This window comes from Humibacter antri, assembly GCF_054777235.1.
This window is the reverse complement of the sequence record NZ_BAAHAW010000003.1, coordinates 102,127-128,051: the sequence shown is the minus strand read 5'-3', so window position 1 is coordinate 128,051 and position 25,925 is coordinate 102,127. Positions and strand designations below refer to the sequence as shown.

Here is a 25,925-nt window from a genome sequence, read left to right as displayed (position 1 = left end):
TAAGACTCCCAGCGCCGATGGTACTGCAGGGGCGACCCTGTGGGAGAGTAGGACACCGCCGGACACCTTTGTAAGAGGGCCGCCCATTCGTGGGCGGCCCTTCTTGCGTTCAGGGTGAAGTCGCGCATGCCCGACCGGTAGCAGGTCGCCACCCGGTTAGTGCGCGATGGGGATGTCGATGGGCGATTGATCATTCTGCTACGGCGTCATGTCGTCGTGCACGACCACGCGGCTGAACTCGACGCCGCCGTCGGGGAGGCGCCAGTAGTGCAGGCGCCGGGCGGAGGGAGTGTTCCGTTCCACTTCCACACGCAGGCTACGAGCGCCATCGGCACGCACCACCGCCGGGTCGTCGCCGCCCACTCCGCTGCGAAGCGCGTGTTCGTTCCATGAACGCGCCGCGCTGGGCGGAGACGTGACGATGTCGACGATGCGCCGAATCACCTTGTCGAACTGCCCGTCGTCAAGCTTCTCCAGTGACGTCGCGAAGTCGGGACCGAACGCCCAGCGCCCGGGATCGGGGATCGGACGCGCTTGCTTGTCGGATGCCGGCACGCGCGCCACCCAGGCGGAGAGCACCTCGTGACGCAGCCACGACTCGTCATCAGGCCCACGCTCGCGACGGGATGCCTGGCTCGGGGTATTCGTGGTCGACGCTGTGCGCCGTGCTCCGCGCAACTGCTTCTGCGTCGCGCGGAGCTGCTCGGCGAGGCGGATGCGGGCGGTTTCCGCACTGCTGAGCTTCGCTGCCAGCTCGTCCTTGGTGAGCTCGAGTCGTTGGAGGTCGCCCCGGAGCCGCTTGACCTCGGCACTCGGCGTGCCGACCGATCGGAGCTGCTGTTGGAGTTCGCGGAGTTTCGCATCCCGCGCCGCGATCGTCTGACTGAGGGTGTGCACGAGTGTCTTTCCGGACCGCGCGGAGTGGGCGGTGTCGGGCGCAGCTGCGGCCGGACGGGGCCCAGGACCGGGGACCGCGTGAATCGGCCCCTGTGCGGTGCCGGCGTCGGCGATGCTGGGATCGGACGCCACGTCGACGGCAGCGGCGGGATCGGACGCCACCTCGACGGGCTCGGCGGCCCCAGACGCCACCTCGACGGGCTCGGCATCGGTTGGAGCGAACGCCGTTCCGTCGTTGCTGGGGGAACCAGGTGCGGGGACTTGCGGAAAGACCCGCGCCCGCGCATCCTGTGCGGCTCGATCGCCGGCGACAGGAAGCGGCCGCCCCTCCGCGAGCCACGGCGGCCCGCCGGCGGTGAGGGCGAGCGGCGGCACGATCGGCTCGTCGTCGTCCACATCCCAGAGCGAGAGGTGCAGCGTGCCGTCGGAGAGGTGCTGCACCCGCGCGGGCACGACGTCCCCAGGGGAGAGCAGCCCGTCGGCGCGGTCCATCCGATTGTGTGAGATGTCCCAGGTGGTCACGTTGTGGCGCAGGCGCGGATGCAGCGCGAGGGTGGCGCCGCCGGCATCCGTCTCGAGCACGAGCACGAGCGTCACGCCGTGGTGGGCGAATCGGTCGGTGAGTTCGGCGTCACCGGGTGTCGGCAGTTCGACGCCGAGCCGGTGGGAGCCGCGATCGAGAACGCCAGTGACACGCTGCCCGGGCGCCACCACCCAGCTCAGCGGGATCGGCGGGTACGTGAGCTCTTCGGCGATCGCGGCCGGCTCGCCGCTGTCGAGGTCGACGATGGCGCGAGACCCCGCCACGCCGGTGACCGTGCCGCCAGAGCGCACGGACTCGTCGGCGTGCGTCTCGACGAAGAGTCCCGCCCCATACGCGTGCGTGAGCGTGTCGGCGGCCAGGCGATCCGTCGCGTGCGGATCGGGACTGAGCCGCTCGGGCCCTCGCCGCACCGCCGTCGAGGGGAACCGCAGCATGCTCTCGGCGATCGTCGTCGCGCTCGAGAACCCGACCGGAAAGGACCGGCCCGCGCCGCCGAAGACGCCGAGCTTGAGTGGCAGCAGGTCGCTGAGTCGGTGAGTCAGGGCGCCGGTCTCGACCGTGAAGACCCGCGCGACGGAACCGACCTGCTCGACGAGGGCGTCGACGTCGTGGTGCGGATCGCCCGACTCGAACGGTGTCGTCACCACGACCCAGGGCTGCGTGCGGTGCTCGTCGTAGAGCCCGTGCGCGAGGTCGTCGACGGCATCCGCCGTGGTGATCGCGGTGAGCGTCGAGCTGCCGAGACGGCTGGGTGGCGGGTGCGGAGCCGGGTGTTCGCCGGCGGGCGGCTGCGGGGGTTCCGGATGTCTGACATCCGTCGCACTCGCCTCTCGCGCCGCGAGACGCCTGGCCCGCTTGCCGACGGGATTCGTTGTCGTCACGGTGTCGCCCTCCCGCCGTGTGCGCCGCTGGACCCGGTGCGCTTTCGCCCTCCGTGAGGAAGACGACTACGGAGTCCACGCTACCCGCGCAGGGCGACGCGAGAGTCGGTACCACGGGTTCGAGCGTCGGGAGGCCTCGAACGATGACTTGGGCGGCGCTCGAGCGTACTCGAGCGGCTCAGGTCACCACTTCGATGTCGTACTCGGCGATGTGCGGGTCGGAGCTCAGGAGCGGCACGTGCTCGACGGATGCCTGCGCCACGAGCATCCGATCGAAGGGATCTCGATGATGCCACGGGAGCGTGCGCAGCGCGACCGCGTGCGCGACCGAGAGCGCGAGCGGCTCGAAGCCTCCTTCCGCGAGTGCGCCGGCCACGTCGTCGGGCGCGTCCAGCTTGTCGAGCGACGCCTTGATGGCCATCTCTGCAATGGTGACGGCCGAAACGAGGATCTCGTTGCCTGGATCGGCGATGACGTCTCGGTGCCGCGCACTCAGACGTGGGTCGTCGGCAAGCCACCACAGGAGCACGTGCGTGTCGAGCAGCGCTCTCATGCTCCGTACCAGTCGCGGTCGTCGTCCGCCGTGAAATCGTCGAAGTCCTCGGCGATGGCGACCTTGCCGCGCCACGCTCCAGGCAGGCGAGGAGTCGTCGCGGTCGCTAAGGGAACAAGGCGCGCGGCGGGGCGGCCGTTTCGGTTGATCGTGATCACGGCACCCTTCTCGACCTCTGCCACGAGCTTGGACAGGTGCGTCTTCGCATCGTAGATGTTCACCGAATGGCTGCGTTGTGTTGCCATACGAAGAGCCTAGCCAGGTTGACTAGATCTGACTAGGTCATGCAGTGCGAACGGTTCTAGGCTCGCCTCGAACACGGTGCCGCCGACAATGGCTGGGGTGGGGCTGGCGGCTGGGGGCTCGGGGCTCGGAGCGCTGCGGTTCGGTGAACGTACTGGCGCGTCACGGGCCGAGCTGCGGGAACGACGACGGCGAGCGTCCGCGCGCCGGTAGGCTCGCCTGCCGGTGTTGATGACCACCCGGTCGACGGGCGAGTCCCCGACGGCATCGCGAAGCCAGTTCAGGTGGGCGACGTCGGCATCCGTGACCTCAGCGGTCAGACTTCGCAGGGATCGACAGCGTCGTGCCCGTCGTCGACGGCAGCGCAAGATAGCCGTCGCGGCTCGCGGCCGCGGTCACTGCAGCGCCTCGAAGACGGTGCCGTCGCCGAACGTGGCGACACCGCCCGCGACGGATGTCGGCACCTCGAACACGACGATCCCGCTCGCCTGCTGCCCCGCGCCGAGCGTGACCTGCGGCATCTCGCCACCCGCGCCGTACTGGGCGGTGGAGTGCGAGTACACGCTGCCGTTCGAGTCGGTGAAGCTGGCATCGAATGCGACGGTGCCGGCATCCACTCCGGCCGTCGTGGCCTGCACGTGCACGACGAACGACACGTACTTCATGCCCGTATCGGGCGCCTCGAACGAGTCGTAGCCCGTCCAGTTCGGGTTGAAGTCGGTGATCCACTCCGCGTACGTGGACGTCGTGCCGTCGAGTCGGTTGGTGCTTTGCATGGACGCCTGCGTGCCTACCGGATACGGATTGGAGAACGACTGTCCCTCGGTGGCCTTCTTCTGCGCGGCTGCTGCGGCGTCATCGGCGGCCTTCTGCGTGGCATCCGCCGAGTCGGTGTCGCCGCTTTCGCACTGAGTCACCGCGATGCGCGAGGTGTAAAGGCCCTCGCACTTGTCGGCGATGGCCTGCTGTTGCTGAGTGGCTTTGTACGTCTTCTCATCGGATCTCGCCTTGCGGATGTCTCCAGCCCGGCAGTCCTCCCGCGCGGTATTCGACGTGAACGCCTTGTGACACTGCTCGGCCGTCGCCCTGGCGATCGGCGGCTCGATCACGTTCTGGTACGCGACGACGCCGAGGGTAGCCATGATCGCGACCACGACGATGCCGGCCCCCACGATGGACACGATGCGCTGCCACGCCGGCCACGTGCGGAAACCGCGCTTTCTGGGCGTCGTCGCGGCGGTATCGGACGCGACCGTCTCGGCCCCTGTGGCTGTGGCATCGGCATCGACGGCCTGGATGGCCGTGTCGCGGCCGTGCCGTTCATTCTCGATCATGATGACTCCTCGTTTCGTAGCTTCGGTGAATGTATGGATCAGGACGCCGGCGATCGCCCCGAGAAGTGCGCTTCAGTCCTGCGCGGTACGTCGCTCGAGCGCGAGCGCCGCGTTCGCGGCATCCACGCGGGAGGTGTCGGCGGTGACCTGGTGCAGGGCGGTGCGGCGCCATCCACCTCGGCGGTGTTCTGCTGCTCCATCGCCAGCGCGTGCTCGGCTTGGGAGACGAGTTGGGACCTCTGCTGGTGCGCGCCATCGGTGTTCAGTGCCGCCTGACGTACGGCCGTGGCGAACTGGCGAACGCGCTGGCCGTCATCCGGATTGCAAGTGATCAGCGCCGCGAACGCCTCGCCCTGAACGAGCAGATAGAGCTCGCGGGTGTCGTGCGCGTGGGTCTTCTTGGCGACGCCGCCGACGATGGCGCCGACCGGACCGAAGAGCAGGCCACCGGCCGCGATGCGGGTGAGCGTCGAGCGGCTGCTCGTGGCGAGGTTGCCGGCGGTGTCGACCGTGGCAGTGACGGATGCCGTCAGTGCGAACGTTCCCTGCGGGATCGTGATCGAGGTGGGGCTGACGCTCGCCGAGCCGTCTTTGCCGGTGTACTGCGCAATGCACTGGTTGCCGAACGCCTGCGCCTGGGTGAGTGCCTTTTGGGATGCCTTCAGTCGCGCCGAGCGCGTCTTGGTCGCGGCATCCAGAGCCTTTTCGGCCGAGCGGATGCGCGTCTGATATTCGAGTCGAGCCTCACGCTGCTCGCGCTCGGCGGAGGTCATGGCCGCGACGCGAGCCTTCATGCGACGCCGAAGAAGGATCCAGATGGTCGTGGCCGAGACGGCGAGGGCGAGCATGGAGATCACTATGGTGACTGCGCCAATCGCAACGGACGGATCGACGGTTCCCGACGCGATGAACCGATCGACGCCGGTCAGCGCGGAGGAGTCAGTGCTGAGGATGTGGTGGAACATGGGTGCATCCCTTGGGGGCAAGGGGCCGACTGTGAGGGACCCCTGGGTGGGCCGCGCTGCTGAGGTCGCGGCACCCGCCGAGTGGCGAATATTGCAGGATCCCCGAGGCCGCCGACATTGCTGGCGATCGGCTGACGGGCGGAGCACGACACCGGGAGCCGCGGCGACTCCGGCTGGGCGTCGTCAGTGTGTGTGTGCAATACGGTCGGACGACCTGCAGTCGGCCGAGGCAGTATTCACACGTACTCAAATAAGTGTGAATAACGCCTAGACTCTTCTCGCAACGGTGGGAGGTGCACATGGCACAGAAAGCGCACGCTGCCTGGCCTGCCGTCTCCTACGAGGACCATCGTTGGGTCACGCGTTTCAGCCGCAGCGAGGTGTCTGGCCGGCAGTGGCAGGAGATGCAGCGCCCCTACGCGGCCGCGGTGACACCCGAGATCGCTGACCGCGAAGTCGTGCTGGAGCCGCAGTTGCAGGCGGATGCGGAAGAGGCATCCGTTCTTCTGTCTCGCTTCGACGCTCAGGCCGGCGCAACGGTCTTGCCGTTCGCGTCGATTCTGCTGCGCAGCGAGTCTGCATCGTCGTCGCAGATCGAGAACCTCAGCAGCAGTGCGCGCGCCATCGCTGAGTCGGAGCTGCGCGAACGCGACGATGGCAACGCGGCGCTGATCGTGCACAACATGCGTGCACTGTCATCAGCGCTGGATCTCGCCGACGACCTCAGCGACGACACGATCATTGCGATGCAGGCGGCCTTGCTCGAGCACAGCGCGCCAGACAAAACAGGCACCTACCGTGGGGAGCAAGTGTGGATCGGCGGCAACGCGGTCAGTCCGCATCGCGCAACCTTCGTCCCGCCTTCGTTCGAACGCGTGCCCGCAGCCATGCACGACCTGTTGAAGTTCGCTGTGCGTACCGACGTGCCGGTGGTCGCCCACGCGGCCATCGCTCACGCCCAGTTCGAAACCATCCACCCGTTTCTCGACGGCAACGGACGCACGGGGCGGTCACTCGTACAATCGTTGCTGCGCCGCCGCGGAACGACCACGAATGTTGCCGTGCCGGTGTCGGCAGGACTCTTGCACGATATCGACCGATACTTCGACGCGCTCGGTGCGTACCGCGAGGGCGACGTCGAGCCCATCGTGACCGTCTTCGTGGATGCCGCGGGCACGGCCGTGCGCAACGGAAACGAGCTGTTCGACGACATTCGGGAGATCCGCGACAAGTACGACGATGCACTGGTCGGCCTTCGGTCGGATTCAGCCGCCCGCGCGATTTCCGGGTTGTTGTTCGAACATCCGGTGGTGAACGCCGATCTCGTGCGGTCGCGCTTCGGCATCGCCAGCCAGACGGCGTACCGGGCCTTCGACGCACTCGTCGAGCGAGGCATCCTCTCGCTCGGCACGTCGCGAAAGCGCAACCGGGTGTGGGTCGCCACCGACGTCACGGATGCTCTCGACCGCTTCGCCGCGCGGGCAGGGCGCCGCGCGCGAACGTCGTCGCCTACTTGAGCACCGTCCAGGAGAGCAGCTTGCCGACGTAGCCCAAGTCGAACTTGCCGAGAACTCGAACCGCACCTTGCCGAGCCCGCTGAACCACAGCTCGAGCTCGGAGTCGCTGTCGAAGTGGCCAGCGGACTCGATCGACCAGGCCTGGATGTTCGAGTACGGCAGCGACGAGAAGTCCTTCTTCTTACCCGATATGCCTTGCACGTTCACGGCGATCAGCGGGTACGTCGCAGAGTTGCTCCGTGCACTATTGACGATCTGAGTTAGTGCCTGACACCGTCGTCAGGCCAGGCCGAGCAGCTCCGACGGCTTGCCCTTCCATGAAATTGCCAGCACGTCGCGGGCGCGGCTCGAAGCGACGTAGAGGAGCGATCGTTCGCGCAGAAGCGCGTCGTTCCGTTCGTCGGGAGCTGCGGCATTGATGGCCGCCGGCAGCGGCACGCAACCGTCGGAAATGTCGAACAGGATGGCCCGGCTGAACTCCATGCCCTTCGACGTGTGCATGGTGAGCACAAGTGGACGGTTACCTTCGGCCTTCGGACTCTTGATCAGGTTGAGGGCGATTCCTCGTTGATTCAACCCGTCGCGCACGACCGTTGCGCGTTCATTCGTCCGTGCAAGTACCGTGATGGTTGCCGGTTCAACGCCGCTGGCCAGCCATTCTTCGACCAAGCCGCCGATGAGATCGAGCTGGCTTTGATCATCGACGGCAGGGAGGAGGATGGGCTCCGGCCCGCTCCGCGACGAGCGATACCCTGTGAGCGCCTCCGTGTCATTCTCGCTGTCGGTGAATTCGGCAGGAGCCAGAATTCGCAGAGCAGAACGGAGATTCTGTTCGGTCGTTCGATAGTTCAGCGTGAGGCGGCGCGATCGGCCGACGATGCGGATGCCGTAGCGCGACAGCACCACGTGCTGTCCGTAGATGCGCTGGTGGGTGTCCTCTGCCAGAAGTAGATCGTTCACTCCGGGCCGTGCGAGGGACCGAAGAAACTGCCAGTGCGACGGCGTGAGGTCTTGTCCCTCGTCGACGAGTACGTGGTCGACCAGCATGCCGTTCGATGCCCCGAACATGTCCAGCCATGCTGCGCCGATCGCGGCCACCTCGGCATACGAAAGGCGACGCGATTGGCGAGCGTTGTCGCGAAAGCGCGAAATGACTTTCCAGACTTCGCTTCGCTTCGCCCTGTCGAGCGCGACACCACGTCCCGGTCGGCGTACGGCGGAATACTCCTCCGCGGTACTGATGCGAGCGGGGAGGATCACCTGCAGATATTCGCCCTCGAAGAAGGATTCGTGCACGAGCTCGTCGGGAAGACTCGGCCGCACATTCTCCAGCGCAGCCCGCCATCCTTCGGTGTTTCCGACGGTGCTGCTCACTCCGTCGATCGGAGTGCCGAATACGAGAGCGGATGCTCGAGCGAAGGAGGCGGCTCCGGCCTTCATGCGCACTGCATGTGCGAGCGCGCCGACGCCGCGTACGTATATGCCGGGGCCTCCGAGATGAGTGGCTCTCGTCAGATCCGGATCGAGGATCGCGAGATCTCTGTCCAGGTTTTCCGCGAGAGCGCGCGTGTAGGTCGTCAGCACGATCGCTGCGTTCTGCTCACGTCGAGCCAGGTGCCGAGCGCGGTGGAGCAGGACCACTGTCTTGCCCGTTCCTGCGCCCCCGGTGAGACGGAAGGGTCCGTTGAAGTCATGAGTGGCGTAGCGCTCTTGCTCCGGGTGGAGGAACACCCGCCACGCGCCGAAGTCGCCTCCTTCTATCACCTGACGCAGCGCTTCGTCGCTCTCGATGAACGCGAACTGCATGCGAGCGGCGGGGTGCTCGAGGGCACGCAGAATGCGATCGTCATCTGATTCGTCAGCCGCTGGCTCCGTTGCCGCCGAGTCGTCGAATCCGAGGTCGGAGCGGATCTTTCCGAGCTCCTCTCCGACCGCGAGCGCGAGGGCGGCTCGTTGCTGCCACGCGTTCTCGAAGCTCTCCGCGATATTCAGCACGGCATCCTCTGACGGAGCCGTCAGCAGAGCGCGGGCATCCGCCCTGTCGAAGCCCAGGACATCGATCAGATCGCGAAGGGAATAGTTGAAACTGTTCTCGAGAAACGAGAATGGGGTGCTCGTGTCGGCTCTCGAGACTGTTGGCGCCTCAACGGCACGCGCCTTCGGCTTCGATGCGTCGATGAATTCGGCGATGCCATTGACAGGGTTGCCGTCGAGAACTCTCGTCTTGGCGAACTCGATGCCCTCGTCGTGGGGCCAGGTGCCCACGTAGACATAGGTGCGATTGCCATCGCTCGAGTCGAAGCGGTAGAGCACGGCACGCCAGCCATCGGTGACGCGGCCGGTCCTCGCACGCGGGTCCGCGGCATTCGTCATCGGCTTGATGCGGAGGCCATCCGTGGTGTCGTCTTGGCGCAGCTTCTGGATGAACGCGAACACGCGCATCTCGATGGCTTTGTCCAACTTGGGCGGCTTGACGCCTTTGATGTCGGTCCAGAGCACATTCGGCATGCCAGCGCTACCTTCATTCGATTCGATGCTTCGGCGGCCATCGTATCGGTGTGGCCGAATCCAAGATCGGATAGGGCCCTCCTCGAGGAGCGCCCGCTCTGCGGGTAACGTGGAAGCTTGTGCGGGCGGGGACGAACGAAGACCTAGACCATCCTCTTCGTGCCCGGGAACGTCCCGGATTCGAATCGGACCGAGGGCAGTCGCTCAGTGTTGTCGACCTCTTCGCCGGGTGTGGCGGGTTGACGCTCGGGACCGCGCAGGCGCTGTACGAGCGAGGTGCATCGCTTCGCATACCTCTCGCGGTCGACTTCGAGCGGACCGCGGTCGATGTCTATCGCGCCAACTTCCCTTTGGCCGATCGAGTCGAGCTCGACTCAGTGGAGAACTTCTTCGACGGCGAGCTCGGTGCCACTGCGACGTTCGTCGAGACTCGCACCAAGATGTCCATCGGCGCTAGTCCGACAATGCTGGTCGGTGGACCTCCGTGCCAAGGGCACAGCAATCTGAACAACCACACGCGCCGGGTCGATGCGAAGAACGCGCTCTACCTGCGGATGGTCCGAGCGGTCGAGATCCTTGCTCCCGAGATGGTGCTCATCGAGAATGTGCCCGCGGTCCTTCGGGACCGCCACGATGGTGAAGGCGTTGTGAGCAGGGCGGTCGCGCATCTCGAATCCCTCGACTACCACGCCGAGCACCGCGTGTTGTCCGTGAAGGACCTGGGAGTCGCGCAGACCCGCAAGCGTCACCTTCTGCTCGCCACGAAGACTGCCGATGTTTCGCCGAGACAGGTGTTCGAGCGCGTGCAACAGCTGCGGGTACATCGCGATCTGAACTGGGCGATCGGCGACCTCTGTGACGTGGATGGGGGATCCGCCATCGATCGCCGTCCCGTAGCGAAGCCGGAGAATCGCGCTCGCATGCAGTGGCTGCTCGACCATCCCGAGGAGTTCGACCTTCCCAATGAGCTCCGCCCCGAATGCCATCGCGGCGAGCACAGCTACAAGTCGATGTACGGACAGCTTCGGTGGGACGAGCCTGCGCAGACCATCACCAGCGGGTTCGGCAGCATCGGACAGGGCCGGTACATGCACCCTGAGCAGGCTCGGGCGCTCACCGCGCATGAGGCGGCCCGCATTCAGGGCTTTCCCGACTACTTCGACTTCTCGATATGCCCGACACGCAGCGCGTTGGCGACCATGATCGGCAATGCAGTTCCCCCACAACTAGGGTCAGCCGTTGTGGGGGCTCTGCTCGACATCCGCGAAATCTCGCGCAACTCGACTCTCGCGGCGGCACGAGACAGTGCGTGAAGCCTGCCGGACGGCTCGATGCCGTCGGAGGCTCTGGCCATACTGAAAGGCTGTCACGCAGAAAGGACGCTGATGTCGAACGTCATCGCCGAGCCATCGGAGACCGTCTCCCGCGAGGTTCCCGAGGTGGGACGCCTCGTCAATATTCGAGGCGCCCGTTGGTCGGTGACCGATGTCTCTGCTCAGTCGCTTCCACGATCCAGCGCTGACGATGGACGCGCCGAGCTTCAGAACGCAGTGACTCTGCAGTCGATCGAGGAAGACGACTACGGGCACGAACTGACCGTGATCTGGGAGCTCGAGCCGGGGCGGAGCATCGTGCGCGAGCAGGGCCTGCCCGAGCGGATCGATCCGACGAAATTCGACAACCCGACGACGTTCGCGGCTTACCTTGATGCGCTGCGGTGGGGCGCCTTGACGAGTGCGGATCCGCGGACGCTGCAGGCACCGTTCCGCAGTAGCGCCACGGTCGAGGATTACCAGCTCGAGCCACTGCGACGGGCTCTCGAATCACCGCGCGCGAACATGCTTCTCGCCGATGACGTGGGTCTCGGCAAGACGATCGAGGCAGGGCTGGTCATCCAGGAGCTGCTGCTTCGCCACCGTGCTCGTTCGGTCATCATCGTCTGCCCCGCGGGCCTCCAGCTGAAGTGGCAGGAGGAGATGCGGGACAAGTTCGGCCTGAGCTTCGAGATCGTCAACTCCGAGACCATGAAGGATTTCCGTCGCACGTTCGGCGTGCACGCGAACCCCTTCCGCGTATATCCGCGCGTCATCGTGTCGATGTCGTGGTTGCCGTTGCCGCGAGCCGAACGTTTGTTGGACGAGGTGTACGCAAGCGTGCGCGATGCCGGAACGGCCATGAACCGGGCGTTCGACGTCCTCGTCGTCGACGAAGCTCACCATGTCGCGCCGGCAACGCCGAGCCGGGGAACGAACGACCGGAAGGCGCGGTACGCCATCGACAGTCAGCGCACTGTCGCCGTGCGTCGACTCGCCGAAGCCTGCGAGCATCGCCTCTTCTTGAGCGCGACTCCGCACAACGGCTACACAGAGTCGTTCACCGCTCTGCTCGAGATGATCGATCAGCAGAGGTTCGCGCGGGGTGCCGACCTCGATGAACGGGCTCTGCGCGACGTGGCCGTGCGGCGACTCAAGAGCAACCTTCCGAAGAAGGGGTTCAAGCAGCGAGAGGTGAAGCCGCTCGTCTTCGAGCCGACGGACGCCGAGGCTGAGGCGTACACGCGTCTTATCGATTTCACGACCCGGCGCAACGAGGCGGTGAAGCAGGAGCGCGGGAGGCGGGCGTCCGATCTTGCCACGCTCATCCTCAAGAAGCGATTCTTCTCCTCGCCCGTCGCCTTCGCTTCGACGGCCGAGGCCTACCTTGCGACCCACGGCGACGATGCGCTGGACATCCCGGACTACGACGATGTGCTCGGCGAGGAGGCATCCGATGAGGAGGAGGGCCGACTCGAACAGCCCGAGCTCGAGGCGCTGCGTTCAGCCAAGCGTGCTCAAGTCGGGCTCACCGACAAGGACATCGCCGATCTCGAATGGCTCATCTCCTGGGGATACCAGTACGAGGGGCGGCCGGACAGCAAGCTCCAGGCGCTTCTGCAACTGATCGAGGGCTTCGTGAAAGTGCCGGGCCTCGGCTGGAGCGACGAGCGAATCGTCATTTTCACCGAGTACGTCAGCACAATCGAGTGGTTGAAGGCAGTTCTCGATGCACAGGGCTATGGCGGCGAACGGCTGGCCGTGATCGATGGGCCGACGGATGCGGAGGCCCGCGAAGACATCCGCGCACGCTTCACCACGCCGCCTAGTGACGAGCCGGTGCGCATCCTGCTGGCCACGGATGCCGCCGGCGAGGGCATCGACTTGCAGACGTACTGCCACCGACTCGTGAACTTCGACATCCCGTTCAACCCGAACCGGCTCGAGCAGCGTATCGGCCGCATCGACCGTTACGGGCAGACGCAGGATCCGCTGGTGTGGCACCCGCAGGCAACGGGGGACAGTTCCTATGCCAAGGATGTCGATCTGCTGGCCCGCGTCGCGAAGAAGCTCTCGCAGGTGCGCCGCGACCTCGGGTCGGCATCCGAGATCATCGCTCCTGACCTTCAGCGTGAACTCGGCTTCGGTCAGGGGCCGGCGCGCAAGGAGAAGACCGACCTGGGCGAGCAGGTCATCAACAAGGTGCTCTATGACGAGCGCGCGATGGGTCGCGAGCTGACCAGGCTGGCCGAGCGCCTCGACAGTTCGCGCGACCGGATGCACCTGCACGAGCAGAACCTGCTGCGCGTGATTTCGGAGGGCTTGCGCGTGTCGGGCCAGCCGACTCTGCGCAAGGTGGATGATCCGCGCGGCGATGGCGTGCTGTACGAGGTGCCGAAGGGTCTAGCGAAGTCGTGGGTTCCTGCGCTCGAGGGGCTCGACACTCGGCTGAACCGCGGCGTGTACCGCCCGCTTACGTTCGACGAGGACCGTGCCCGCGAGCTGCCGGAGGCCGTGTTCGCACACCTCGGGCATCCGCTGGTGCAGCGTGCGGCGCGAGAGCTGCGCGGCCAGGTGTGGACGCGTACTGATCAGGTGCGCGGAGTCAGCGCCGTGGTGGTCGATGGCCTCGACCAGTCGTTCGCGGCCGGTGTGGCGCGGCTCGTCCTCGTGGGCGAGGGCGGCGTGCGGCTGCACGAAGAAGTCTTCCTCGCCGGCACCCGCCTTTCTCGCAGGCAGGAACTCGGTATCGACAAGGCCGAGGAACTGCTCGCCACCGCGCTGGACGGCTCGCGGCTCTCGGCTCCGGGCGAGGCGACGCTGAAGATGCTGGCGTCGAGATGGAATCAGGACGCGGGTGACTTGGACGGTGTCGGCGCCAGAGTGGCCGAAGCCGTGACGAGGCGTGCGGAGCGGCGCCAGCGTGAGGTCTCGGATGACCTCGCAGGTCGGCGCGAAGCCGATCTCGCGGCGATCGATGCGATCTTCGACCGATTCCGCGGAACCCTGACGGAGACGCTCGCGCGGGCCGATGAGCAGCGGCGAGCGGGGGAAGAGATGCTGTTCGAGCTGCCCGAGGAGAAGCAGCAGCGTGAACGCGATCTCGCGCGAGTGCGCAAGCGCCTAGAGACTCTCGACGAGGAACAGCGCTCCGAGCGCGACTCGATCGAGCGCCGATACCGCAACGTGACCGCGCACACGTTCGTGGCCGCGCTCGTGTTCGCCCTTACCCCCGGCGACGTGCGAAAGCTGGAGGCGTAAGTGGCCGAGAGAGACCCGTGGGAGTGGCTGTCGCTGGTCGATCCCGATGGCCCGTTCCTGTCGAAGGCGGCGCTGCGCTCGTTCTACAAGCAGGGACTGCCCAAGGCCGATTCGTCGGTCGATGACGTCAACGCGACATTCGTCGAGGAGCACGCGCGCTGGATGAAGGCATCCGCCAGCTCCGGCGACGACACCGTGCACGAGGCTCGTGACCGGTGGGTGACCGTGGTGCTGCGCGACCTGCTGCGGTGGGGCGACGAGCTGAACCTGCATCCGGCGGCTTCGCTGATCGCGCACTCTCCGAACGGCGCCATCGACGTCGCACCATGGGCGATCCTCGAGACCGACGGCGCCCCTCGTGCCCTCGTGACGGTAGTCGACCCCACTTCCAATCTGCGAGCGACCGGGACCGATGGCTGGTCGGCGAGTGCGATCGACCGCATGGCGCACTTGCTGCGCGAAACGAAGGTCACGATCGGCATCGTGACCGACGGCCGCTGGTGGGCGCTCGTCTCAGCGGTGAAAGACGTGACGACGGCGAGCGGCTACTTCGACGCTCAGCTCTGGCGCGAGGAGCGGCAGAGCCGGGACGCCTTCTTCGCGCTCGCCGGCTTCGATTCGATCGCCGGCGGCCTCCCGGAGCAGCGGCTGGACTGTGTCTTCGCGGAGAGCGTCGCGAGCGCGGAGCAGATCACCGAAGCACTCGGCGATCAGGTGCGGCGAGCGGTCGAGCTCGTGCTGCAATCCTTCTCCGACGTACACCTTCGTGCGCTCGCCGAGTACGGCGAGTCGCCCCTGCCCGAAGACCCGAAGCTCGTGTACGAGGGCGCGGTCACCGTGCTCATGCGCGTGGTCTTCCTGTTGTTCGCCGAGCAGCGCGGACTTCTTCCCGACCACGAGCTGTACCGTTCGGCGTACGCGATCTCGGGCATCCGCGAGCGGCTCGCCCGCGACGCCCAAGCGACGTCGGCCGAAGCTCTCGACCACACCTGGGAGACCTGGCACCGGTTGCTCGCCGCGAGCAACGCGGTCTTCAACGGTGCATCTTTCGAAGACATGCGGATGCCCGCATACGGCGGCTCGCTGTTCGATCCAGACCGCTTCTCGTGGCTCGAAGCAACGGACGGCCAGGGTCGGCTCTTCGTGCGTGTCTCCGACAGGGCGATGCTCGAGGTGCTGAGCGCCGTGCAGATCGCCGTGGTCGCAGGCGATGCCCGACCACTGTCGTTTCGCGATCTCGACGTGGAACAGATCGGGTATGTGTACGAGGGCCTGCTCGGGTACTCGGCGGCGTACGCCCCGGAGCTCATCGTGGGACTGGAAGGAAAGGCGGGGTTCGAGCCCGAGATTCCGCTCGCCGAGCTCGAAGAGATCGCGGATGCTGCGTCGAGCCCCGCCGACTTCGCGAAGCGTCTGACCGAGCACCTGAAGAAGACGCAGGAACACGCCAAACCGAGAACGGCGAACCAGCTTACGAAGGCGTATTCCGTCCTCAACCCGGAGGCAGAGGCGGATGCCCGCACCAAACTGCGGCACGCGCTGCTCGGCGATGACGAGGCGGTCGAGCGACTTCTGCCGTTCGCGGGGCTGATCCGCGATGACCTGCGCGATTTCCCCTATGTCGTGCCTGCGGGCGGCATCCTCATGACCGAATCGCCGCAGCGCGCGAACACCGGCACGCACTACACGCCCCGGTCCCTCGCCGAAGAGGTCGTGCTGTATGCGCTGCAACCGCTCGTGTACTCGCCGGGCCCGCTCGATACAGAGAGCGACACGGAGTGGAAGCTCAAGTCGTCGGCGGAGATCCTCGAACTCAAGGTCGCCGACATTGCAGCCGGATCCGGCGCCTTCCTCGTTGCTGCCGCGCGCTACCTCGCCGATCGTCTGATCGAGGCCCGCGAGATAGAAGGGATGGACGTCGGCGCGGAGCCCGACATCAAGCGGTGGGCCGTGCGCGAGATCGTCGCTCGCTGCCTCTACGGTGCCGACATCAACGGCATGGCGGTCGAGATGTGCAAGCTCTCCCTATGGCTCATCTCGATGGACCCCGGCAAGCCGTTCTCGTTCGTGGATGACCGCGTCTTCCACGGCAACTCGCTGCTCGGCGTCACGACCGAAGCTCAGCTCAAGGCGCAGCACATCTACCCGAAGCAGTCGATGAAGCGTCAGCTCGCCGCGTTCGACGTCGACAAGGACCTCGAGGATGCCGCGCGGCTCCGCCGCGAACTCGCTTCGGGACAGGTCGATGACGCTGACCCTATGCGTTCGACTCGCGCGAAGCGGGTGTTACTTGAGCAGTCGTGGGAGGTGACGGCGAAGCTTCGCAACGTCGCTGACGGGATCATTGCGGCGGGGCTGCTGGAGGGCGGCAAGCCCGGACGCAAGCTCGAGGAGCGCTACGGCGAGCTCGCGGAAGCGCTCCGGGACGCGTATCCGGCTGACGGTTCGGTCAGCAACCGCCGCCGACTCGACGCGATTGTCGACGCCGGACTCACGCCGACCGTCGACACCGGTGAAGCGCGCTGGAAGCCGTTGCACTGGATCCTCGAAGCACCCGACGTGATCCATGACAAGGGCGGCTTCGACGCGATCATCGGGAATCCACCATTCCTCGGCGCCAAGAAGCTCTCTCCTGCGATGGGCGGGAACGTTCGCGAATGGATGGTGAACTCCATCGCGGGTGGCGCCACGGGCAACGCAGACCTGGTTGCCTACTTCCTGCTGCGAGCGGCGGCACTAGTAAGCCAACTGCGTGGACAGCTCGGGCTGATCGCCACGAACACACTCGCTCAAGGCGACACTCGACAAGTCGGCCTTGACCAGCTGGTCGATGGCGGTGCGTTCATTCAGCGAGCGGTTCAGAGTGCCCCCTGGCCCGCGAAGAGTGCAGCGCTTGAGTACGCGGCTGTCTGGGTGGCGACGGGACGCCGTGCCGCACATGTCCGCCCAACCTGGGGCGGGAACCGCGTCGCGAAGATCTCCACCCTCCTTGAGCCCCAAGGTCGCGTTTCAGGGCTCCCCGGCAGGCTTCAATCTAGTAAGGGAACAGCGTTTCAAGGATCGATCGTCCTTGGCAAGGGTTTCATCCTCGATGACCATGAGGCAGCCCGAATGACGGCAGAAGACGGTCGCAATGCATCGGTTCTCTTCCCGTATCTGAACGGTGAAGACCTGAACAGCAGGGCCGGAGGCGATGCCTCGAGGTGGGTGATCGACTTCGGCGAACGCACGGCTACGCAGGCCCAAGTGTTCTCCGATCCGTGGCAGCACCTCGTCGACATGGTCTACCCCGAGCGTTCAACCAAGGATGCAACCGCATACCCCCGAATGGTGAACGAGTGGTGGAAGTACTGGAACCCACGGCCCGCGCTCTACGGCGCGATTCGCGAACTTCGCTTCGTCTTCGCGATTGCTCGTGTCAGCAAGACAGTGATGCCGCTGCTGTGTCCCCCCGATCAGGTCTTCAGCGACGCCACGGTCGTATTCGCTACGGAAGACTTCGCCGACCTCGCGTTTCTATCATCGATGCCGCATCAGACGTGGGCGATCAAGTACGGCTCCGGCATGCGAAACGACCCGCGGTACACGCCCTCCGACGTCTTCGAGACACTTCCGCGCCCTGAGAACACCGATCGTATGCGCGAACTCGGAGAGCAGCTCGACCGCGAGCGCCGTGAAATCATGCTGCGCCGACAGCTCGGTCTCACTGCGCTGTACAACCATGTGAACTCACCCGATGTACAGGGCGATGCCGACGTCGATCTCATCCGGTCGATCCATGTGCAGATCGACGAGGCGGTGATGGAGGCGTACGGCTGGACTGGAATTCAGCTCGACCATGGCTTCCACACGTACCGGCAGATGGAGCGGTGGACGGTGAGCCCGGCGGCCCGCGTCGAGATCCTCGATCGACTGCTCGAGGAGAACCACCGACGCGCGGCGATCGAGGCGCAGCAGAACCCGAAGAAGGCGAAGCGCGGGAAGACCCTCGAGGAGTCCGAGAGGCCTGAAGGAGCGATGTTCTAGTGGCTGACGAGTCGACAACGACTTCCGAGCAGGTGCGGGCCGAACTGCTCGGCCTGCTCGAGCGCGATCTCATGGGCCCGTGGGACGGGCCCGACGAGGCGATCATCGGCACGCCGCGCGCGCGGTACCTCGTCGGTGCGCTCGCGCCGATTTCGATCGATGAGCCGTCGGCCGCGCAGGCGACCACCGCCGACCTGGTCGACGACGACGCCAGGGACTCCGACCTCAGCATGAGCCGAGACCAGCAAGGGTTGCCCGCCCTGGAAGATGACGAGGTCAGCGATGGCGACGGGCGTGAGAATACCGACGATCGTGGACCCGAGTCGAAAATCATCGCGCCGGCGTCGATGGGCCTCCGGTTCCGCGTCGCGCGCGACGCCCCGCCGCTGCGGTTCACCCCCAGCTGGGGCCGGTACTCTTCGCGGCGCGAGACCGACGGGGCGGGCATCATCAAGACGTATTACGACCGGCATCCTGGTGGGCGGCCGGTGGAGATCGACGTCACCTCCATCGCCCGGGGAACCTCGGAACGTGTCGAGATCGAAGACGGGCAAGTCGCCCTCGATGTCGAGGTCTACGACCACCATGGTGCGCTCGTCGTCGAAGCCGCACTGCTGAACACCGTCGTGACCGGGCGTGAGCTGCCACCGCGGCTCTGGCTGTTCCAGGCCACACTCGGGGTGGAAGCGACCGACGGATCCGCCGTGTTCCTCCCCACCAGAGACGCGGTCGAGCGTGACCGCGAGCACCGCGACGCGGAGGCTCAACGGCTCGACCTCCTCTATCGGGATCGCCTCGAGTTCGCGATCGGCCGCACCGCGTCCGCCACCTGGGAACTGCCCGCTGTGGATTCGCGGCGTGCATTGTCCGTGCGAACCACCTGGTTACCCACCGCCGAAGTTCCGCAGACCCTCGCGCCGGAGGTGCCCGGTGCCGTGCTCAGCATGCGGACGCTCGAAGATGCCACCCCCGACGAACTCGAAGCTGGTCTTCGGCCGCTCATCACCGGTTACGACGAGTGGCTCGCCGGCGAGGCATCCGAGGCAGCGAACCTTCCTGGTTGGCTGGGAGCGCAAGCGGATCTCGGGCTCGACGAAGGAAAGCTCGCCTCGAAACGACTGCAGGACGGCCTCGCGGTGCTTCTGGCCGACGAGCGCGCTCGTACGGCCTTCGCGTTCATGAACCGCACCATGCGCGACCAGCGCATCCATTCGCAGATCGCCGGTGCCCGAGCGGCGGACAGGTCGCTCACAGAAGCGGACGCGCGGGCCGCTGTCGAGGCGAAAGGCGACGGCGCGGCATCGTGGCGCGCGTTCCAGTTGGCCTTCATCCTCATGCAGCTGCCCGCCATCGTCGACCCGACTCTGCCACGTCGATCATCGGACCTTCCTCGCGCCGAACTGCTGTTCTTCCCGACCGGTGGCGGAAAGACGGAGGCGTACCTCGGCCTCGCCGCCTTCACGTTCGGGATGCGACGCCTGCAGGGCGTCGTCGACACGCCGGACGGCAAGCTGGATGGCGGTGACGGCGTCACCGTGCTCATGCGGTACACGCTGCGGCTGCTCACCTCGCAGCAGTTCCAGCGCGCCACCACCCTCATGTGCGCCGCCGAGCTCGTGCGCCGCGATGACCCGGCTCTGTGGGGCGACGCGCCGTTCCGGATCGGTCTCTGGGTGGGGTCGAGCGTAAGCCCGAAGCGCTACACGGATGCCGCGAAGCAGATCGCCGACGTGCGTTCGGAAGACCGTTCGACGGTCTCCGCCTACGGCCTGACCGTGCTGCAGTTCTCCCAGTGCCCCTGGTGCGGCACCCTCGTCAATCCGCGCACGGATGTGGAAGCCGACGATACGGAGCAGCGCATCCGGGTCTACTGCGGGTCACGCAGCCGATGCCCCTTCCGCAAGGGCGGCGAGGCCGTGGACGGGCTGCCGGTGCTCACCGTGGATGACGAGATCTACCGGCATCCGCCGACCTTCCTGCTGGCGACCGTCGACAAGTTCGCCCGGCTCGCGCGGGAGGGTGAAGCGGCCGCGCTGTTCGGATACGTGTCGAAGAAGTGCCCGCGCCACGGTTATCAGCACCCTGACTCGACGGTATGCACGGGCGAATCGCACAACACGAAGAAGGCCCTGGGCCTCACGTATCCACCGGTACAGGTGCAGACTGCAATGCGATTGCGACCACCGGATCTCATCATCCAGGATGAGTTGCACCTCATCACGGGCGCACTGGGCACTGCGGTCGGCTTGTTCGAGGGCGCGATCGACGTGCTCTCGACATGGCAATCGGGCACGGATGCGGCCACCGCCTCAACCGTGAAACCCTTGATCGTCGCGTCCACGGCGACGGTGCGCAAAGCGGTCGATCAGGTGCGCAAACTGTACGCCCGCCAGGTGCAGGTCTTTCCCCCGCAGGTGCTCAGTGTGAGCGACACGTTCTTCTCGAAAGAAGTGGAGATCACGCCGAACACGCCGGGACGCCAGTACGTCGGCGTCTGCGCCCACGGTGCGCGCCTGACCCTCGCGGAGATTCGCGTCAGCGAGATTCTGCTGCTCGCAGGCCAGAGGCTCTTCGACGAGCACGGGGATGCCGCCGAGCCCTACATGACGCTCGTGGACTACTTCAGCTCGACTCGCGAACTCGCGGGCATGCGCCGGTACCTCGACGATGACGTCGCCACGCGAATCTCGCATCCTGACGCGTCGAGCGGATATCCGCGCCGCGCCACCAACGGGCTGCGCATCGGGGAGCTGACGTCCCGCATCTCGTCCGCCCAGATCACCGACACACTCACTGAACTGGCTGTTCCGTTCGACGCTGACAAGGACACCACAGCGGCGCGCGCGCAGTGGGGAAAGATCGCGGCCGCCGCAACCGCACAGGGCAAGAAGCTGCCGCCGCGAGACTGGGCTTTCGATGTCGTCCTGGCGACATCCATGCTGCAGGTCGGCGTGGACGTGCCCCGGCTCGGACTCATGCTCATCGTGGGACAGCCGAAGAACACGGCGGAGTATATTCAGGCGTCATCGCGCGTCGGCCGCGAGGCGGCGAAACCGGGCCTCGTGGTCACTTTGGCGAACCGTTCTCGCCCCCGCGACATGGCCCACTACGAGCAGTTCGAGCACTACCACGACACCTTCTACGCCAACGTGGAAGCGCTGTCGGTGACGCCGTACTCCGACGCGGCGATGGAGCGCGGACTCACCGGTTTGATCGTGTCCGCGGCCCGTGTCGCCGACGCCACCGTGCCGGCTGCACAGTCGCTCTCACCCGACACCAGGGCGGGTGCCGGTCGGATCGCAGCGCGTCGAGCCGCCGCGGATGATCTCGTCGCGCGCATCGCCGCCCGCATCTCGATCGCTGCCGACGACGACGGCGAGGCCGCGAAGACGGCCGTCAGCAAGCTCGTGCTGCGCCTCGACAAGTGGACAGAACAATCCGACGTCGTCAATCAGGGCCTGACCTACGTCAAGGAGTCGCTGCCGGGCCAGTTCGTCAAACCATTGCTGATCAGTCCTGCGGACGAGATCTCAGAGGCGGGCGACAAACTCTTCCAGGTGGCGAACTCGATGCGCGAAGTGCAGCCCGAGATCAGCCTGCGGGTCGCGCCGCAGCAGCTCGCCGAACCTGAATCCACGATCGCTCCGAAGTGGGCGTTCCCCAATAAGGCGGCGAAGACCAGATGACCGATTCGATCGACGAAGCCGGCGGGCGAACCGACGACGCACAAACTGCCGCCAGCGCCGAGGATGTCGTCATCGGCATCCCTGCAGCCATCGCCGACACCTTTCTCGATGATGACCAGAAATCGAAGAACCGTGCCCGCGTGGGATCGATCCGCCCGAACGGCATGCTCTACACCTCGGGAATCGGCTCCACGGTCGACCTTCCGCACATCGCTGTCATGCCGCAGGGGCTGGACGCGTGGGAGAAGACTTACGCGCGTCAAGGCGGCCCCGTGCTGGTGCAGGTGCCCCGGCTGCTGGACGCCGTTCGCCGTGAATTGGGGCCGCTCGTGCAGGAGTTGCGCCAGCCACCGTGGGTACCCGACGACGATTCGCCCGTCGGCATTCCGACTCGGATCTTTCCGGCCTGGCTGCGCTGCACGGGATGCGACAAGCTGGCTCCCGTCTCATCGGGCTTCTTCGACTTCGAGAACACGAGCAAATACCGGCCTGACAAGGCGCAGTTCGTTCACAAGCACTGCAAGGGGCGCCCTGGCAAAGGGCGCAAGGAGGGCGTGCTCAAGCCGCGTCCTCGCCCTGCCGTGCCTGCCCGTTATCTCATCGCGTGCACGAACGGGCACCTCGACGAGTTCCCGTATCGGGAATGGCTGCACCGCGAAGACGGCAACCCTGTGGAATGCTCCGCACAAAACCCGCAGCTGCGGATGATCGAATACCGGTCCAACCTCGGACCTGCGGTCAGACTCGAGTGCGTGCAGTGCGGGACGACACGGAACATCGCAGAGATAACGCGTGCTGGTGGCGAGAAGCTCCTTCCGGCGTGCCGGGGCCGGCATCCGCACCTTCCGACCTACGCGCCGGCGGACAAGCCCTGCCAAGGCGAAGTGCGCCTAATGCTGCTCGGCGCCGCGAATCAGTGGTTCCCGACCACTGTGAGCGTGCTGGTGCTGCCGTCACGCAAGGTGCCCACCATCGCTGACCTCGCGCTCGAAGTCATGGGGCTGCCCCCGCTCACAGCGAAGAAGCTCACCTCGATTGCGCAGGTGCAGATGTGGCGCGACTGGAACCCCGACGAAGCGGCGGCATTCGCGGGCGTGCCCGACGAGCAGATCGTCGAGGCGGTGAAGGTCGCGCTCTTTCCGGCGCTGCAGGCGGTGACACCCACGACGGCTCAAACACACGATCCGTACCGCCTTCTGATTCCCGAATGGGAGACGCTCACTCATCCTTCGGAGTTCGAAACCGAGTCACGTCGTGCGGGATTCAAGGTGCACTCCGAACCGGTGCCGGCGCCGCTCGAGCCCGTGGTCGCCGATGTCGTCGCCGTCGACCGAATCCGCAAGGCGAATGCGTTCACCGGCTTCACTCGCATCGACGCGCCCGACCGCGTCGGCGGCGAGCGCGCTCGCATCGCGCCGCTGTCGCAGAACGGCAAGCCGACCTGGGTGCCGGCGACCGAGGACCGCGGAGAGGGCGTCTTCATTCGATTCGCCGAACACGCGGTCGCGGCCTGGGAAGGTCGCGTGCTGCATTCGAGCGTGTGGGCGGATCACGTTGCAGCCCACGAGCGCAACCTCGCGCGACGTCAGAGCCAGACAGGGATCGTGCTCGACCCCGACCTGCTCATGCCACCGCCGCGCTACTGGGCCATGCACACGATCTCGCACCTGCTTATTCGCGAGATGGCCATGTCGAGCGGTTACGGATCCGCGTCGATCGCCGAGCGCATCTACGCGTGGACGGGGACCGACGAGCGGGAGCCAGCCGCGGGCATCCTCGTGACCACGACTTCGCCTGACAGCGAGGGAACCCTCGGCGGTCTGGTCGACCTGGCTCGCACGACCCGCCTCGACGAAGTGATGGAGGACGCGATCCATCGAGCCGGGCGCTGCTCATCCGACCCGATCTGCGCCGATCGAGTACCGAAGGGCCAAGAGGACTTCTTGCATGGGGCAGCGTGCCACTTCTGCCTGTTCCTTTCGGAGACATCGTGCGAACGAGCGAACCGGTTCCTCGACCGGAGGTTCGTGCTGTCGCTCGGCGCCGGATCGAAGGATGTGCGCCCGCTGCTCGAGAACGTGCACTGGAACGCGAGCTGAAAGATGCCTTCTCCGCTCGTGGCCCTCGCAGCGTGCGTCACTGCGCCCGTCGCCGTGGCACTCGCATCGAGCCTCGAGATCGACGGCAGCCTCACCCAAGCGCTGTCGGTGCTGGGAGCGGATCACCCGGCACGGGATGCATTTCGTTCGGGCTTCGAGCTTCTCGGAGCGGCCTCGCTCGCCGCGGTTCTTCGCGGATACGCACTGTCACGGGAAACGAGTCGAACCGATATTCGTCCCGTCTGGAGCGGACCGACCTTTCCTGGTGACGGTGACCACACCACCGCGGCGCTCGCACATCTGGCCGATGAAGCGACCACGGACATCTTCGCGTCGACGTTTTCGGCGACACTCGACTCTGCGTTCATCGACGCGCTGTGGCGGGCGATAGCGCGCGGCGTCGATGTGACGATGCTCGTGGACAGCACCGTGAACGACGGTGCGACGGCTGCCGCGCTTCAGAAGCGACTATTCGGTGCGCGATTCCTCGGCTATCGGCCCGCCGGCGGAGGCTACGGCGTGCAGCACGCGAAAGTGATGATCGTGGACTCGGCCGTCGCACTCGTCACGAGTGCGAATCTGTCGATCGCCGCAGCGCAGAGCAACCTCGAGGCGGGCGTTCTGATTCGCGACACAGCGTTCGCAACCGGAATGCGTCAGCGGTTTCGCAGTCTCGCGCAGACGCCGGCCATTTTCGCTCTCTCGCCAGCTCCGAATGGTCCGGCGAAGGGGTCCTCGCCGAAGGAACCCGATGGCGGCTGAATCGTGGGCGACTTCGGCGGGCACCCGCAAGTCGATGCTCGCGAACAAGCGGCGCGACACAGCACCCGAAATCGCAATACGACGGCTCCTTCACGCGCGCGGGCTGCGATACCGCGTCGACTTCGCGCCTGTGCCCGGCGTTCGGCGCCGAGCGGACATCGTGTTCACTCGCGTCCGCGTAGTCGTGTTCATCGACGGATGCTTCTGGCATGGATGCCCGGTGCATGCGACGCATCCGAAGCAGAACGCCGAGTATTGGGGACCGAAGCTCGCGAAGAACATGGAACGTGATCGAGATACGGATCGGCGGCTAGAAGCTGCTGGCTGGCGAGTATTCCGATACTGGGAGCACGAGACTCCCGAGGCTGTCGCGGAGCGGGTCTCTGCGGTCGTCGAAGCGGCAAGGACGGATGGCTGATGAGCGGGAGCGGGTGCTAGGTGGCGAAGACGAGAAGCCGTGAGGAACAGGCTGCCATCAGGCAGGACGTGTTCCGCTGGCTCGACGACCAACTCGCTTCGGGAAAGTGGGAGCTGACACGAGCGGAGCTCGTGAGTTACACGTGTTCCGGTGAACGCATTCCGCTTCTCGACCAGGGACGCGGCATCCGAAATCCGGCAGACTTCGATTCGACCCTCTCGGTCATGACGAGCGCGAAAAGCCATTCGTACGACGACGAAATTCTCGAAGATGGCATCATCCGCTACTCGTATCGCGCGCAGGATGGCGGCGACAACAAGAAGCTCGTCCAGGCGTTCATCGATCGGGATCCGCTGGTCTACTTCCGCGGAGTTCGGGACGGGGTGTTCGTCGCCTACTATCCCGTCTACGTCATCAAGAACCTTCCGGAAGAACGCACCGTGATGCTCGCTGCCGACGAAATGTTCCGCTTCTTCGGCGATCCGTTGGAGATGACAGGAGACGCTCGGCGATATGCCGAGGGGATCGCGAAGCGTCGACTCCATCAGCCGCTGTTCCGTGCGCGCGTGATGCACGCATACGAAGAAACATGCGCGGTGTGCTCACTGAGACACGCTGATCTCCTCGATGCCGCTCACATCGTCGGCGACAGTCATGACGAGGGTCTTCCGATAGTGACGAATGGCCTCGCGCTCTGCAAAATCCACCACGCTTCATACGACCGGAACTTGCTCGGGATCACACCGGACTACGAAGTCCGCATCAATCAGAAGCTCCTGGATGAGGTCGACGGACCGATGCTTCGGCACGGATTACAGGACATGCACGGGCGACGAATCATGATTCCGAAACGCAAAGCGGAGCGACCCGATCAGAACCGCCTCGCGCTCAGGTTCGCCGAGTTCGAAGCGGGGTGAG

15 protein-coding genes and 1 pseudogene are annotated in these 25,925 nt (G+C 65.8%); 9 read left to right on the top strand and 7 right to left on the bottom strand.

Features of this window, described 5'->3' with window-relative positions; genetic code table 11:
• Positions 1–198 precede the first annotated feature (198 nt).
• The 5 genes from ACYVDK_RS02835 to ACYVDK_RS02815 all read right to left on the bottom strand — a co-directional run bounded on the left by ACYVDK_RS02835 (position 199) and on the right by ACYVDK_RS02815 (position 5,417).
• Positions 199–2,322: a hypothetical protein gene (locus ACYVDK_RS02835; protein ID WP_460517657.1), complete on the bottom strand. Its 2,124-nt coding sequence runs from the start codon at positions 2,320–2,322 to the stop codon at positions 199–201.
• A gap of 178 nt (positions 2,323–2,500) precedes the next feature.
• On the bottom strand, positions 2,501–2,875 hold the full coding sequence (locus tag ACYVDK_RS02830) for a type II toxin-antitoxin system VapC family toxin (RefSeq protein ID WP_460517654.1): 375 nt from the start codon (positions 2,873–2,875) through the stop codon (positions 2,501–2,503).
• Complete coding sequence (locus ACYVDK_RS02825; protein WP_460517652.1) at positions 2,872–3,120, bottom strand: type II toxin-antitoxin system Phd/YefM family antitoxin; 249 nt, start codon at positions 3,118–3,120, stop codon at positions 2,872–2,874. The genes ACYVDK_RS02830 and ACYVDK_RS02825 overlap by 4 nt, the downstream gene beginning before the upstream one ends.
• Before the next feature lie 393 nt (positions 3,121–3,513).
• Positions 3,514–4,452 carry a DUF4352 domain-containing protein gene (locus ACYVDK_RS02820; protein WP_460517649.1) on the bottom strand — a complete coding sequence of 313 codons (939 nt, stop codon included), beginning with the start codon at positions 4,450–4,452 and terminating at the stop codon, positions 3,514–3,516.
• Between the two features lie 38 nt (positions 4,453–4,490).
• The gene (locus ACYVDK_RS02815; RefSeq protein WP_460517646.1) at positions 4,491–5,417 is read right to left on the bottom strand and encodes a hypothetical protein; all 927 of its coding nucleotides are present in this window, start codon (positions 5,415–5,417) and stop codon (positions 4,491–4,493) included.
• Between the two features lie 299 nt (positions 5,418–5,716).
• On the opposite strand from ACYVDK_RS02815, the gene ACYVDK_RS02810 reads away from it, so the two are divergent.
• The gene (locus tag ACYVDK_RS02810) at positions 5,717–6,934 is read left to right on the top strand and encodes a Fic family protein (RefSeq protein ID WP_460517643.1); all 1,218 of its coding nucleotides are present in this window, start codon (positions 5,717–5,719) and stop codon (positions 6,932–6,934) included.
• A 102-nt stretch (positions 6,935–7,036) separates the two neighbouring features.
• Here ACYVDK_RS02810 and ACYVDK_RS02805 read toward each other — a convergent pair.
• Both ACYVDK_RS02805 and ACYVDK_RS02800 read right to left on the bottom strand, forming a co-directional pair.
• Positions 7,037–7,135, bottom strand: a pseudogene (locus ACYVDK_RS02805) (PH domain-containing protein); the annotation flags it as partial.
• A gap of 78 nt (positions 7,136–7,213) precedes the next feature.
• Positions 7,214–9,442 carry a DEAD/DEAH box helicase gene (locus tag ACYVDK_RS02800; RefSeq protein WP_460517640.1) on the bottom strand — a complete coding sequence of 743 codons (2,229 nt, stop codon included), beginning with the start codon at positions 9,440–9,442 and terminating at the stop codon, positions 7,214–7,216.
• Between the two features lie 119 nt (positions 9,443–9,561).
• Between ACYVDK_RS02800 and ACYVDK_RS02795 the strand changes: the two genes are divergently transcribed.
• The 8 genes from ACYVDK_RS02795 (at position 9,562) to ACYVDK_RS02760 (ending at position 25,924) form a co-directional block, all read left to right on the top strand.
• Entirely contained in the window at positions 9,562–10,755 is a 1,194-nt protein-coding gene (locus ACYVDK_RS02795; RefSeq protein ID WP_460517637.1) for a DNA cytosine methyltransferase, read from the top strand.
• Between the two features lie 72 nt (positions 10,756–10,827).
• Positions 10,828–14,016, top strand: coding sequence for a DISARM system SNF2-like helicase DrmD (drmD, locus tag ACYVDK_RS02790; RefSeq protein ID WP_460517634.1), 3,189 nt, complete (start codon positions 10,828–10,830; stop codon positions 14,014–14,016).
• The gene (locus tag ACYVDK_RS02785) at positions 14,017–18,042 is read left to right on the top strand and encodes a DNA methyltransferase family protein (protein ID WP_460517631.1); all 4,026 of its coding nucleotides are present in this window, start codon (positions 14,017–14,019) and stop codon (positions 18,040–18,042) included.
• Positions 18,042–21,728 carry a DISARM system helicase DrmA gene (gene drmA, locus ACYVDK_RS02780; RefSeq protein WP_460517628.1) on the top strand — a complete coding sequence of 1,229 codons (3,687 nt, stop codon included), beginning with the start codon at positions 18,042–18,044 and terminating at the stop codon, positions 21,726–21,728. Before ACYVDK_RS02785 ends, drmA begins: the two co-directional genes overlap by 1 nt.
• Positions 21,725–23,827: a DrmB family protein gene (drmB, locus tag ACYVDK_RS02775; RefSeq protein ID WP_460517625.1), complete on the top strand. Its 2,103-nt coding sequence runs from the start codon at positions 21,725–21,727 to the stop codon at positions 23,825–23,827. Before drmA ends, drmB begins: the two co-directional genes overlap by 4 nt.
• A 3-nt stretch (positions 23,828–23,830) precedes the next feature.
• A complete protein-coding gene (drmC, locus tag ACYVDK_RS02770; protein WP_460517622.1) occupies positions 23,831–24,589 on the top strand; it encodes a DISARM system phospholipase D-like protein DrmC in 759 nt (252 codons plus the stop codon).
• Positions 24,579–25,007, top strand: a complete 429-nt coding sequence (locus ACYVDK_RS02765; protein ID WP_460517620.1) for a very short patch repair endonuclease — start codon at positions 24,579–24,581, stop codon at positions 25,005–25,007. The genes drmC and ACYVDK_RS02765 overlap by 11 nt, the downstream gene beginning before the upstream one ends.
• A 20-nt stretch (positions 25,008–25,027) precedes the next feature.
• Positions 25,028–25,924 (top strand): HNH endonuclease, encoded by an 897-nt coding sequence (locus ACYVDK_RS02760; protein ID WP_460517617.1) that lies wholly within the window; start codon positions 25,028–25,030, stop codon positions 25,922–25,924.
• The last annotated feature ends 1 nt before the right edge of the window (position 25,925 follow it).